This window comes from Mycolicibacterium smegmatis (assembly GCF_001457595.1).
GTDB classification, from domain to species: Bacteria; Actinomycetota; Actinomycetes; order Mycobacteriales; family Mycobacteriaceae; genus Mycobacterium; species Mycobacterium smegmatis.
In genome coordinates, this window is the sequence record NZ_LN831039.1 from 3,482,110 (window position 1) to 3,494,437 (window position 12,328).

The following is a 12,328-nucleotide window of genomic DNA, read 5'->3' on the forward strand; positions in this document are numbered from 1 at the left end:
CCGTTCAGTCGGATTCTGCCGCTTCGATAGCCCGGCGCGTGACGGCCTCCAACTGTTTGAGCTGTGCCTCGGGTAAGTGCAGTGCGCCGCGGTGGGTGAGTCTGGTGATGATTTCGCGGACGCGCCCGTAGTAGGTGGCCTGCTCGGCCGCAGTGGTGCTGGATGCGGCGTGGTGGTAAAGCTTTAGCGCGGTATCGAGTTCGGACTGGTCGGCCGTTTCGAGGTAGGACGTGCCGACTCTCCTACCGTGCGACTCACACGCAATCCAGGCTCGGCGCAGCCTCGCCACGGTCTGCTGATACGCGTCGGCCAGACCGCGGTCGCCCGGATAGCCGTCAGTACGCAGGGCCTGTGCCTCGTCGAGAGCGATGTGGAATGTCTGGGTGGATTCGACGGTCACGTCGGTGACTGCGGGATAGCGCAACAGCATCGCGGGGTCGAGCTCGTAGGCTCCGTACGCGCCGAGGACGTCGTCATGGCGCCGTGTGGCTTCCTCCCACAGGCGCCTGGCTGCCTCGTCAGACCCGGCGTCTGCGACTCGTGCCGCCGAGCGTGCAGTGGTTGAGGACCCTCTCTTGTGCGCCTCGGGCAGCGCCATCGTCAAACGGCGGAACACTTCGGCGGCGGCCGGGTCAGACTTGACGACCGCGACCCTCCACTCGTCGTGGCCGGTGTCTGAGGCGAAGGTCAGGACCAAATACTCCTGCGTACGCACTGTGAGCCGTCGAGGGTCCGGCGTCGTCTCGTCGGCAGGGCCGGCAAGGTCCACCGCGATGAGCGAGGACAAAGGGCGGCTTGTGAATTCGGCGCTTTCGTCGCCGAAGGATACGGTGCTGTCGCCGACGGTGATCTGTACAGCTCCCGGTGGCTTGAGCCGCCCGTAGGTAGCTGTGCCCAACGCGATGGTGATGAGTGCTGCCACAACGATGGAGGTCAACGCTGGTGCCAACCCTAAGAAATTGAACGCCACCAATGCGATGAGGCCAGACGCGAAAGCGATCGCCGCCGTCGTGGCAGACGCCCGATGACGTTCCGTCGAGTACTCGGTCCGAGCAGTCACCGACACCACCGGTACGTCCTCGGTACAGTCCATCGGTCTCAGCATATCGCCGCAATCCTGCTGGCGCTGGGCATGTTTCTCGACGGCGTCTCGATGATCCTCATCGCCGCGTCGCTGCTGCATCCGATCCTGGTCGGGTCCGTTCGACGGATCTGGATCGGTGTCCTGATGGTGAAAGTCGCTGAGGGGGCACTCATCACGCCGCAGGTGCTTCTCTTCTTGAGCGTTTGCCGATCAGTCACTACTGCGAACCTGGGCGTGCCCCTCGAACGCGTCCACCAATTCAGGGATCTCCCGCAGGTGCTGTCGGAGCACGTCGACGCTGGTCGTGGCGTCATGTCGATCGAGGGCCGCGATGAGTTCGCGATGCTCGCGCTCGATCACACTCAACCTGGCGGGCGCCTCGGCCAGCGTCCGGGTGCCCAGCCGTACCTGGCGTGGCTGAAGTGCGTCATACATTTCGGCGATCACCGCGTTGCGTTGATGGCGGACGATCTCCGAATGGAACACCTGGTCCAGCTGCGCGAACCGGTTCCAGTTGCGCTCGCGCCCAGCCTGCTCCATCTCTTCGATCAGTTGCCGGGCGCTCTCCGGCGCGCCGGCCTGCCGTTGACAGATCGTGCGGAGGGCATCGGATTCGAGCACGAAGCGCGCCTGGTAGATCTCACGCATTTCCACCGCCGTGACCACCCGAACCTGCGCCCCGCGGCGCGGAAGAAGATCGACATAGCGCTCCACCTGCAGCCGCTGCAGGGCTTCACGCACGGGTGTGCGGGACGTGCCGACCCTGGCTGCGAGGGCGACCTCGTCGATGAACTCGCCTTCGGCGAACTCCCCGCTGAGGATCGCGTCGCGGATCCACTCGTAGGCGCGTTGGCCTGCGGATGTCTTGACCGCTCCCGCGACCGCGCGGCTTCCAGGGGTGGACATAGCAATCATTGAACCATTTACACGGTGTGCATTCATCATGTATACAACGTGTCTACAGATATGTTTCGCGCTCTGCCGCATCGAGCATCGAGAAAGGCCGTGATGACCCTCGCCCCCGTAGACCGCACCGGATCGCCGCAGCCCTCGGTTGCGATATGGCTCACCGAGCCGTCGGCGGCGGCCGTGGAGATGGGCGCTCTGGCCGGATACGACACCGTGGTGCTGGACATCGAGCACGGCTTGTTCGATCTGCGAGCGCTGGACTGGATCATTCCGCTGATCCGCGCCAAACGGATGCGTGTGATCGCCAAGGTTCTGGGACCGGAGCGTGGCCCCATCCAGCAGGCACTCGATTTCGGGGCCGACGCCGTCGCCATCCCCCACATCGCCTCCGCCGATCACGCGGCGCAGATCTGTGGATTCGCGAAGTTCCCGCCACTGGGCGACCGGTCCTTCGCCGGCGGCCGCACCTCGGAATACCGGGGATTCACCGATGACTGGGTGACAGCCCAGGACCGAAACACCCACTGCTATCCGATGATCGAAGACGCCTCGGCGTTCGACGACATCGATGCCATCCTGGCTCTCCCCGTGGTCGACGGAATCTTCATCGGACCGTCGGACCTGTCGCTACGCCGGGACCGCGGCGCCTACAGCGTCACCGACGCCGACCTCGCCGACATTCGCCACCTTGCCCGAGCCGCCAACACCGCAGGCAAACCGTGGATACTTCCGGCCTGGAGCGAGGCTGAACAACGCCTGGCACTGGAGGACGGCGCACACACGATCGTCGCCGCCATGCAATACGGCGCGATGCTGGCGGGATTCACCGCCACCATGCAAGGCCTGCAGACCATCAGCCAAGACGTGAGGAGTGCGCGATGACCCTGACCGCCGCAGTCGCCCAGTTCGCCCCGTCCGAAGACAAGGCCGCGAACCTCGACACAATCGTCGACCTGCTGCGGCAGGCCGCCGACCAGAACGCCGACCTGGTGGTGCTACCCGAGTACGCGGTGTTCACCGTACCCACCATGGACGACCGCTTCGTGCGCACCGCCGAAGCCCTGGACGGCCCCTCGGTGACCCGGCTGGCGCAGGCTGGCGCGGAACTCGGCCTGACCGTTATCGCCGGCATCAACGAGAGCGCCGGAAACGGCAAGATCCACAACACGCTCGTCGGGATCCAGGGTGGCGAGATCGCTGCGGTGTACCGAAAGGTCCACCTGTACGACGCCTTCGGATACAAAGAATCCGACCGGGTGATCGCCGCCGACCCCGCCATCCCCCAGCTGCTGCGGGTCAACGGGTTCACCATCGGGATGCAGACCTGCTATGACCTCCGGTTCCCGGAGACCTCACGTGCCTTGGTCGACGCCGGTGCCGACGTGATCGCGCTGCCGGCCGAGTGGGTCCCCGGGCCGCTCAAGGAGTATCACTGGAACACCCTGCTGCGGGCCCGGGCGATCGAGAACACCGTCTACGTTGTGGCGGCCGATCAGATCGCCCCCGCCGGTTCGGGCAACAGCGTCATCCTCGACCCGATGGGCATCCCGCTGGCTGCACTCGGTGAAGCCGCCGGTATCGGTGTGGCACGCCTCGAGCGAAGCCGTCTCGAAAGCGTGCGCACGATCAACCCCGCGCTGGCGCTGAGGCGATTTCGTGTCCAACCGGAGGCCTGAGATGCCTGCGACCACGCCGTTTCTTCGTCGGCTGCGCCGCGCCACAGCCGTCACCGCCGCCGCGGTATGTACCGCTGCGCTGACGGCTTGCGTTGCGCAGGAAGGTGATTACGTCCTGCACTACACGACCTACTCCTCGCCGACCTCGGACCAGTCGGTCACCATGCAGCGTTGGGCCGAGGACGTCGAAGCCCGCACCGACGGCGGGGTGCGGGTGAAGTTCCACTACTCGCAGAGCCTGGTGGGTGCGGACGAGTCGCTGCAGGCCACCCTCGACGGCCGGGCCGACCTCGCTCAGGTCGGCTCGTTGTACTCGGCGTCGGATTTGTCCATGTTCACCGTCATCGAGTTGCCCTTCGAGACCAACAATCCGCAAGTGCAGTTGACGGCCATCGAACGGCTTTACGAGGAAAACGAGACGTACCGCAGGGATTTCGACCGCCAGGGTGTGCAACTGCTGTTCCCGCTGCCGCTGGGGATCAGCGTGGTCGGTCTCGACGAACCTGCGCTCACACCAAACGACCTGGCGGGGCGCAACATTCGCTCGGGAGGCCTCACGTCGGAGGCGTTGCTCGCCGTGGGTGCCAATCCCGTGGCGATGACTGCGACCGATGTCTACGAAGCCATGGAGCGGGGCGTCGTCGACGGGTACACCTCGCTGGCGATCGCCAACCTGCCGACGTTCGGTCTGGCGACGAACACCCCGTACCTGGTCGATCCCGGAATCGGCGCCTATGCGTCCTCGATCGTGGTGATCAACTCCGAACTGATGGAATCCATGCCACCGGAGTATCAGGAAGCGATCGCCGAGGCGTCCGGTCAGGCGGTCGCGAACGGCCTGGAGGAGATGGACAAGCTCGGCGCGCAGGCGTGCGAGAACCTCCGTAGAACGGGCGCGCAACTGTCCGCCATGCCGGCCGACGATGTCGCGGCATGGAAGGAACGTGCCGGGATCGCCGAGGGGTGGGTCAACCGGTACTCCGAGCGCGGTTACGACGCGCAGAGCGTGCTCGACGACTATCGCCGCATCATCCGGGAAGAGACTCCGCAGTCGCAGTACGTCGATCAGTTCTACGCATGCCTCGAAGGAGCAACCCGATGACCGAGGACGTCGCGCTGCCGCGGGCCGTGACGGTGATCGCCCGTGGCATGAGCATCGTGGCAGGCCTGCTGCTGCTCGGCGTCATCCTGTTGACCGTTGCTGACGTCGTGAGCCGAAACGCCCGGGACCGCTCGATCGTCGGAACCGTCGATATCGCCACCATGTTGCTGGTTGCCATCGCCTTCCTGGGCCTGGCCTCAGCGGAGGCCGACGGGCGGCATGTGGTGGTCGAGTTGTTCGAGAGCCGGTTCGGCCCGCGGACGCGACTCGTGCTGTCGGTGATACGTACGGTGCTCCTGATCGCGCTCGCCCTCCTTTTGACCTGGGGTCTGAGCGAAGTCCTGCTCAGCGCGATCGAGCGCGGTGAGACGACGAACGACATCCTCCGGCTGCCCACCTGGCCCGCAAAGTTGGTGTTGTTGGCGTCGTTTGCCATGTTCTTCGTCGTGGCGGTGTGGAAGGAACTGCTCACCTTCATGGCCCTGCGGACCGAATGCGGAGGTGATAACCGATGACCGCCACCACCGGCGTCGTCCTGGTCGTCGTCCTCGTCCTGTTCTTCGCGCTCTTGGCGATTCGTCTCCACATCGGCCTGTCGCTGATGGCCTCGGCTTTCGTCGGGGTGTTGTTGTTGCGCGGCACCGGAGCCGGGCTCAGCACCGTGGCCAACCAACCGTTCTCCACGGCGGCCGACTACTCGCTGACGATCATTCCGCTGTTCATCGTGATGGGGATCTTCGCGGTTCGCGCCGGGCTGGCCCAGGCCGGTTTCGACCTGGCCTCCTCGGTGCTTCGGCGACTTCCAGGGGGTCCCGCGCTGGCTTCACTGGCCGGTTCCGGCATGTTTGCTGCCGTCACGGGATCGAGCGTAGCCACGGTGGCCACCATGGCCCGAGTGTCCACCGATGCCATCGTCCGCGCGGGGTACAGCATCCGCCTGGCCGCCGGGGTGGTGTGTGCCGGTGGGACGTTGGGAGTGCTCATCCCGCCGTCGATCGTCCTGGTGTTGTACGGCGTGGTCACGGAGGAGAGCATCGGGCAACTCCTGATCGCGGGGATCGGGCCGGGATTGCTCACGATCGCGGGATACGCGGTCACCAGCGTCTTGCTGGTCATGTGGCAGCGGAGGCGTGCCGGTGTCGTCGGCGCCGAGCGCAGGATCGAGGAGCCGGGTCCGGGTGCCGAAGGTGCGGCGGCCGGCGATCCGGGGCGCGTCGACATCGCCGGGTTCCTTTATCTCGTCGTCATTTTCGCGGTCTCCATCGGCACGATTTACCTCGGTCTGGCCACACCGACCGAAGCGGCGTCCTTCGGTGCGCTCGCCGCGCTGGTCGTCCTGGTGCTGCGGACGCGGCCCCCGTCGTGGATCCGAGAGATCGGAGAATCGCTGAGGGAGGCGATCGGCCTGACGGCGATGACCTTTCTGCTGATGGTCGGCGCCGGGGTGTTCACCTATGTCCTCGCGTTGAGCGGGGCGAGCAGTTCCCTGGTGAGTGCGGTGACCGCGGCGCAACTGCCGCCGTATCTGGTTCTGGTGCTCTGCCTGGCAATCCTGTTGCCGCTGGGCATGTTTCTCGACGGCATCTCGATGATCCTCATCGCCGCGCCACTGCTGCATCCGATCCTGGTCGGCTACGGGTTCGACGGGATCTGGATCGGTGTCCTCATCGTGAAAGTCGCTGAGATGGCGCTCATCACGCCGCCAGTCGGGATGAACGCGTTCGTCTATTCCGGAGCGGTGCGGGAAGCGGGACTGGGCCGCGTGTTCCGCGGCATTATTCCCTTCATCGTGGCCGACCTGGTGGTGGTCGGGGTGCTGATCGCCTTCCCGGCAATCGTGACGTTCCTCCCGTCCATGTCGGGTGCGCAGTGACCGGTCACGCTCCAGCCCCATGCAGTTGGAGCAGGTCGGAGCGTGGTTCAGCTCTGTACGACGGTGCGGGCGTGTATGGGCGCGTACCGGTCACCGACGATGGTTCCCGGCGCGAAAAGCTCTGAGAGATAGTACGATTCGTCGGCACTGAGGGCGACGTTGGTGGCAGCGAGATTCTCTGCGACGTATTCGATGCGCTTGGTGCCGGGAATCGTCACGACCTTGAAGGGGCGTGACAATAACCACGCCAGTGCCAGTTGGCCGGGCCGGCAGCCCTTTTGGTCGGCCAGCGCCTTGAGTGCGGCCACGGGGGCAAGGTTCATGCCGAGGTTCTCCGCGGTGAAGCGGGGATTGGTGGCACGCAGGTCACCCTTCACAAAGGTCGCATCTGCGGCCAGCGCTCCGGTGAGCGCAGAGCGGCCCAGCGGGCTGTAGGCGACCAGCGTGACCCCCAACGCGGCGCAAGTCTCGGCGATGTCACCCTCGACACCGCGCTCCCATAGGGAGTACTCGCTCTGCAATGCGGCTATCGGATGCACTGCCTGCGCTCGCCGCAAGGCCTGTGGTCCCACCTCACTGAGTCCGATCGCCCTGACCTTTCCCGCGCTCACCAGCTCAGCCATCGCGCCGACCGTTTCCTCTATAGGGACTCGTGGGTCCAGCCGGTGGTAGTAGTACAGGTCGATCACATCGGTGTTCAGCCGGCGCAGGCTGGCTTCGCACGCGGCGGTCACATACTCAGGCCGGCCGTCGATGGCAATCCCGTCGTTGGTTTCGTTGATCCGGGCGGCGAACTTCGTCGCCAGCACCACGTCGTCGCGGCGCCCCGAAATGGCCTTACCGATCAGCTCCTCATTGTGTCCGAAGCCGCGGATCGGGACGCCCCAGGTGATGTCGGCAGCCCCGTAGACGTCTGAGGTGTCGAGGTGATCCACCCCGAGGTCCAGCGCTGAGCGGATGGTCCGTATCGCTGTCGAATCGTCGGCTGGCCCGTAGCTTTGCGACATCCCCATGCAACCGAGACCGACGGGTCGAACATTCAGCTCCGAGTGACCGATCCGCACCCGCGCCGTGCCATCAACTGTCGTCACCGTCGAACTCCTCGCGAAATAAGTGATAGTTTCACTATCAGATAGTACGCCTGGATCGGAGTTGCCGATGAGAAGCGATGCGACGGCTAACCGCAGCCGATTGATCGCCGCCGCCGAGGAGGTGTTCGCGCAGCACGGAACCCGGGCGACTCTGGAGGACGTGGCACGAGCCGCAGGGACCGGCCCGGCAACGCTCTACCGGCGGTTCCCGAACAAGGACGCACTGGTCCGCGAAGTGTTGAGTGAATTCTTCGGCCGCCTGCTGAGGGCCGCTCAGGAGGCGCACGCCGCAACCGACGAGCAATGCCTGAGTGTCTTCCTCTACACCGTGGGCGCTGAACTCGTTCGCAAGAGCGGGCTGTCAGCCTACGTGTGGGGCGACCTTGCACCAGAACCGCTCGTTGAGGAACTCCGACAGCAATCGGCCGCGCTGCTCTCGCGCGCCCAACGATCCGGGGCGATCCGGCATGACGTGACGCCTGCCGACGTAACTGCGATCATCTGGGCGCTACGCGGCATCGTCGCGGCCGGTGGCGCTGACGACCTCTGGCGACGACACCTCGACACCGTATTGCGCGGGCTGCGCGAGTCCGCCTCAGTAGATCGCCAGGCACCATGAATGCCTGCGCACATGTGGATTGAGCCTTGGCAACACATTCGTCCAGTGAGTCCGTTGTTCTCGTTTGTCGAAACACGGACACTCTGAATCCTCGTCATCTGGCGCTGCCAGATGGTTCGTCCAAAGTCTTGAGACCTTGCCGTTCGTAGGCGATCTCGCAGCGGGCACGGCCATCGCCTTTCGCCAAACCTGCGTCAGACGATTGCACCCTGGATGGCGACTGCGGTCCATGCTCCGGCGATGACTGCAAGGGCGAATGCCACCCACAACAGAACCCAGTACACGCGAGCGCCACCACGTACTCTCCAGAGCAGGGCGATGCCCACCCCAAGTCCGTTCGCGGCGACCCCGAGTGCGACCACAGGTAGCGCGAGCAAACACGTGACGAAGAAGACCCCGGAGACCAGCCCCAGGATCACAAGCGCTGCACGCTCCCGCCCCCGTGCGGGATCGCCCCGGCGGCTGAGGACTGCCTCAAGGACGGTGAACCCGAAGAAAGAAGCGACGAGTCCGCCCATCACGGTCAGTGAGTAGAACACCGGAGCGAACGCGAGCGCCTTGTTGTCGATGGGGACGTCGCCGGTCGCGATGCCGAGGACCACCATCCCCAGGAACAACAGTGCGAGCAGGGTGAGCAGTGCGATGCCTGAGACGGGTGCACGATCTCCGGCGCCCTCGGATGCATCTCTGCTGCTCACCGTCGTCGTCTCCTCTCGAAGGACCGGATGGACCTCGGGCTGGGCCTCTTCGCGTTGTAAAGGAGCCAGTGCCTGCGGCGGACGTAGCGAGTCACTGCGATTCATCACAGTGGACTACGGCGGGATGCCAACAAGATACGCCATACTCGCCAGCCGAGTCATGTGGCACGCGAGGTCCTCTCACCTACCACGTCGGGTCGCTGTCATCAAAACGATTCGAAGACAATGACTTCCAGCAAGGCGGGAAAACGTGCGGCCCACGTTCCGTGGCGAGGGCACACGACCCTTCTCGATTCTCCGCGCGCCCCCTAGGCTGAAAACTGGCAAACGCTGGAGGGGGTAATCATGGGATCATCAGAACCAACTGACGCGGTCGCGGCATTCTGCGTGGCGTCGGAGACATGTGACGTGGACGGGATGGTCGCGACCTTGGCTACCGACGTTGAACTGGTGTCGCCGATATCCGGCCGAATGGTGTTCCGAGGACGAGACGACCTGCGTGTGTTGTTGGCGGCGATATACGGAAGCCTGCGTGAGCTGAAATGGGCGGATGCCGTGGGCGATGCCACGGTGGCGGTCGCGGTGAGCGAGGGCAACGTTGCCGGCATTCGGATCACGGATGCGTTGGTGTTCGATCTCGACGAGTCCGGGCAGATCCGCCGGCTCCGGCCACATCTCCGGCCATTGCTCGCCATCATCGTGTTCACGGCGATGCTCGGACCAAAGATGGCCCGACACCTCGGTGTTGTGCGCCGGGCGTTGTCCCGTCCATAGCCCGTGCGCCGGCCAACCCGCGTCGGTGGGCCATGTGAGGGTCGGATCATCTTGGATGCCTGAGCTCCGCCGACGTGTGCGGACCGACTCCCCGCTGCCGGATCACCGCGACCGAATCCGGCCCTGCTCTGCCTGGTTGGAACATCCCTTCGCCGTGCATACGTGGCCCAGCGCATGCGCAGTTCCGATTGCATTGGCAAGCAAGTCGGTCGAAGCGTGTTCAACGCCGCCGGTCATACGGAATAATTCGTCCATATAGGTCCCTATAGAGGGAAACCGGCCGGGCGCTCAGGGGCGACCGCTTCGGATCCTTCGGCGTGGGGCCCGCAGCATTGCCGCCACGCCGAACACGCAACTCAGAGCGGGAGGAGTCACCATGACCACCACCGTGATCGGTGCCGCCGGCACGCCGGGAACGATTGAGGTGACAGCCTTGCAGTCCGAGAGCACGTGCGTGCGCGCCGCAGTCCATGACCCAGGCCGATTCTATGTGGCTGCTGGCGAAGATATAGACGTATATCGTCCGGATCGATTCGTCACAACGCCTCGAAGGGCCCAGTGAGGTGACGGTTCACTTGCCCAGACATGAGCCGGCCAGCAGGCACGGTCGACCACTGCGGCGCGACGCTGCCGAGAACCGTGAGCGTGTCCTTGCCGCGGCGGTGGCACTGTTCGCCCGGGAGGGCCGTGACGTGTCGATGGCCACCATCGCAGATGAAGCCGGCGTCGGCGTCGGCACCTTATATCGGCGATATCCGACCCGTGAGATGCTGCTGCAAGCCCTCACCGAGCGCTCGTTCGAGTTGGTACTGGGCGCGATCGAACGCGTCCAGCGGGAGTGCGGGCCCGCCATCTGCAAACTCGAGATGTTCTACGACGCGACCATCGCGCACCGCCAGGAACTGGTGTTACCGCTGCACGGAGGACCCCAGAACCTCAGTGACGCAGCGAAATTCACGCGCAACCGCATCAGGGATATCGCCGAGGAGATTCTGGAAGACGGACGGAGCGACCGCACCATCCGCGCCGATGTCACCGCGGCCGACGTGATCGGATTCGGCGCGCTGCTCGCCCACACACTCTCGAGTGATCCCCAATGGGTGGCGGTGCTGCATCGGCAGAAGCAGATCTATCTCGCGGGCCTCGCACCGAGCGCCCCGGCATTGGAGGAGTTGCCGACATGACCATCCGAACTGTCCTCGTCGTCGGAGCCGCCGGGAACGCCGCGGGCCATGTGGTGACCTCCCTGGCCGAAAAAGAGGTACGGGTGCGCGGATTCATCCGTGATGCCGAGAAGCGTCAGCAAGTCCTGCGCCGGGGAGCCAGTGAGGTCGCCGTCGGCGACCTCAACCGGGTAGAAGATGTGAAGGCCGCGCTGAGCGATGTCGACGCGGTGTTCTACGTCCCGCCTGCCTTCATCGACGGCGAAGCAGAGCTCGGGGTGGCCTTCGTCGAGCTGGCCCGTGCCGCGGGCGTGCGCCGATTCGTCTTCTCATCGGTGATCCATCCGTCGCTCGGCTTGCAGAACCATGCCGCGAAAGCTCCCGTCGAGGCTGCTTTGTACGACTCGGGCATGGAATACGCCGTCTTCCAACCGGCTTTGTTCTTCCAGAATTATGCGGCCGGGTGGGACGACATCCTTCGAACCGGCGTGTTGGCGGAGCCGTGGTCGAACGAAACACGGTTCTCCCGTGTGGATTACCGCGATGTCGCCGACGCCGTCGCACTCGCGCTCACGGAGGACCGTCTGGTTGGCGGCACCTACGAGGTGGCATCCGCGGGACAACTCGATCGGCACGACGTCGCCGAGTTGATCAGTCGAGTGGTGGGCCGCCCCATCCGCCCGCGCCGAGTCGACCCCGACCAACTGGACGGCATCAAACCCGCGATGAAGGCGATGTTCAGGCATTACGACCACGCCGGGCTGGTGAGCACCGATGTCACGCTGACCGCTGTCCTGGGGCGTCCACCACGGACGATCGAGGCCTACTTCCGGGAACTGGCACGGCGTGGATACCCCGACGGAACAAACACCCACGAGAAGGAGAGTCACGATGAGCGCACCTGAGGACTGGAACTCGCAGGTAATCCAGGAATTCCGCGCCAACGGCGGCCGAGTTGGCGGGAACTTCGAAGGAGCCCCCATGGTGTTGGTTCACCATGTCGGCCGCAAGACCGGAAAAGCGGCGGTCACGCCAATGATGTACCTGCCCAGCGACGACGATCCCGGCACGATCTATGTCTTCGCCTCCAAAGCAGGTGCCGCCTCCAACCCGGCCTGGTACTACAACCTGACCACTGCAGGCACGGCACAGGTCGAAGTCGGAACCGAAACCTACGCGGTCGGTGTCACCGAGGTCACGGGAGAGGACCGCGACCGCATCTACAGTGAACAAGCCCGTCGTTACCCGGGTTTCGCCGATTACGAGAAGAAGACGGCCGGTATCCGCACCATCCCGGTGCTCGCCCTCACGCGCACGTAGCTGTGCCCATGCGTGCCTG

General features: G+C 64.8%; 15 protein-coding genes. 11 read left to right on the forward strand and 4 right to left on the reverse strand.

The annotated features are described in order from the left end of the window. Window positions 1-4: 4 nt before the first annotated feature. Window positions 5-1,093 carry a sulfite exporter TauE/SafE family protein gene (locus tag AT701_RS16720; protein WP_011728995.1) on the reverse strand — a complete coding sequence of 363 codons (1,089 nt, stop codon included), beginning with the start codon at window positions 1,091-1,093 and terminating at the stop codon, window positions 5-7. 201 nt (window positions 1,094-1,294) lie between these two features. Beyond that, a complete protein-coding gene (locus AT701_RS16725) occupies window positions 1,295-2,029 on the reverse strand; it encodes a GntR family transcriptional regulator (RefSeq protein ID WP_014877666.1) in 735 nt (244 codons plus the stop codon). Between the two features lie 63 nt (window positions 2,030-2,092). Between AT701_RS16725 and AT701_RS16730 the strand changes: the two genes are divergently transcribed. The 5 genes from AT701_RS16730 to AT701_RS16750 are packed head-to-tail and all read left to right on the forward strand — an operon-like array spanning window position 2,093 to window position 6,644. Beyond that, window positions 2,093-2,875, forward strand: coding sequence for an HpcH/HpaI aldolase family protein (locus tag AT701_RS16730; protein WP_081319492.1), 783 nt, complete (start codon window positions 2,093-2,095; stop codon window positions 2,873-2,875). Next, window positions 2,872-3,669: a carbon-nitrogen hydrolase family protein gene (locus AT701_RS16735; RefSeq protein ID WP_058126235.1), complete on the forward strand. Its 798-nt coding sequence runs from the start codon at window positions 2,872-2,874 to the stop codon at window positions 3,667-3,669. Before AT701_RS16730 ends, AT701_RS16735 begins: the two co-directional genes overlap by 4 nt. Window position 3,670: 1 nt before the next feature. Then, window positions 3,671-4,771 carry a C4-dicarboxylate TRAP transporter substrate-binding protein gene (locus AT701_RS16740; RefSeq protein WP_058126236.1) on the forward strand — a complete coding sequence of 367 codons (1,101 nt, stop codon included), beginning with the start codon at window positions 3,671-3,673 and terminating at the stop codon, window positions 4,769-4,771. Next, window positions 4,768-5,286, forward strand: a complete 519-nt coding sequence (locus AT701_RS16745) for a TRAP transporter small permease subunit (protein WP_058126237.1) — start codon at window positions 4,768-4,770, stop codon at window positions 5,284-5,286. Before AT701_RS16740 ends, AT701_RS16745 begins: the two co-directional genes overlap by 4 nt. After that, complete coding sequence (locus AT701_RS16750; RefSeq protein ID WP_058126238.1) at window positions 5,283-6,644, forward strand: TRAP transporter large permease; 1,362 nt, start codon at window positions 5,283-5,285, stop codon at window positions 6,642-6,644. The genes AT701_RS16745 and AT701_RS16750 overlap by 4 nt, the downstream gene beginning before the upstream one ends. Before the next feature lie 47 nt (window positions 6,645-6,691). Here AT701_RS16750 and AT701_RS16755 read toward each other — a convergent pair whose 3' ends face one another. Continuing rightward, window positions 6,692-7,657: an aldo/keto reductase gene (locus tag AT701_RS16755; protein WP_058126239.1), complete on the reverse strand. Its 966-nt coding sequence runs from the start codon at window positions 7,655-7,657 to the stop codon at window positions 6,692-6,694. Between the two features lie 145 nt (window positions 7,658-7,802). Here AT701_RS16755 and AT701_RS34280 point away from each other — a divergent pair, with 145 nt between their 5' ends. After that, complete coding sequence (locus AT701_RS34280) at window positions 7,803-8,354, forward strand: TetR/AcrR family transcriptional regulator (protein WP_081319494.1); 552 nt, start codon at window positions 7,803-7,805, stop codon at window positions 8,352-8,354. Between the two features lie 194 nt (window positions 8,355-8,548). Here the strand turns inward: AT701_RS34280 and AT701_RS16765 are convergent, their stop codons facing one another. Beyond that, entirely contained in the window at window positions 8,549-8,959 is a 411-nt protein-coding gene (locus tag AT701_RS16765; RefSeq protein ID WP_174519673.1) for a hypothetical protein, read from the reverse strand. 510 nt (window positions 8,960-9,469) lie between these two features. Between AT701_RS16765 and AT701_RS16770 the strand changes: the two genes are divergently transcribed. The 5 genes from AT701_RS16770 (at window position 9,470) to AT701_RS16785 (ending at window position 12,309) form a co-directional block, all read left to right on the forward strand. Next, window positions 9,470-9,826, forward strand: a complete 357-nt coding sequence (locus AT701_RS16770; RefSeq protein ID WP_223496139.1) for a nuclear transport factor 2 family protein — start codon at window positions 9,470-9,472, stop codon at window positions 9,824-9,826. A 376-nt stretch (window positions 9,827-10,202) separates the two neighbouring features. Beyond that, a complete protein-coding gene (locus tag AT701_RS34775; RefSeq protein WP_130872783.1) occupies window positions 10,203-10,388 on the forward strand; it encodes a hypothetical protein in 186 nt (61 codons plus the stop codon). Window positions 10,389-10,401: 13 nt separating this feature from the next. Continuing rightward, window positions 10,402-11,010 (forward strand): TetR/AcrR family transcriptional regulator, encoded by a 609-nt coding sequence (locus AT701_RS16775; protein ID WP_011729002.1) that lies wholly within the window; start codon window positions 10,402-10,404, stop codon window positions 11,008-11,010. Next, on the forward strand, window positions 11,007-11,894 hold the full coding sequence (locus AT701_RS16780; protein WP_011729003.1) for an NmrA family NAD(P)-binding protein: 888 nt from the start codon (window positions 11,007-11,009) through the stop codon (window positions 11,892-11,894). The genes AT701_RS16775 and AT701_RS16780 overlap by 4 nt, the downstream gene beginning before the upstream one ends. Then, window positions 11,881-12,309 (forward strand): nitroreductase family deazaflavin-dependent oxidoreductase, encoded by a 429-nt coding sequence (locus AT701_RS16785; protein ID WP_014877671.1) that lies wholly within the window; start codon window positions 11,881-11,883, stop codon window positions 12,307-12,309. The genes AT701_RS16780 and AT701_RS16785 overlap by 14 nt, the downstream gene beginning before the upstream one ends. Window positions 12,310-12,328 lie beyond the last annotated feature (19 nt).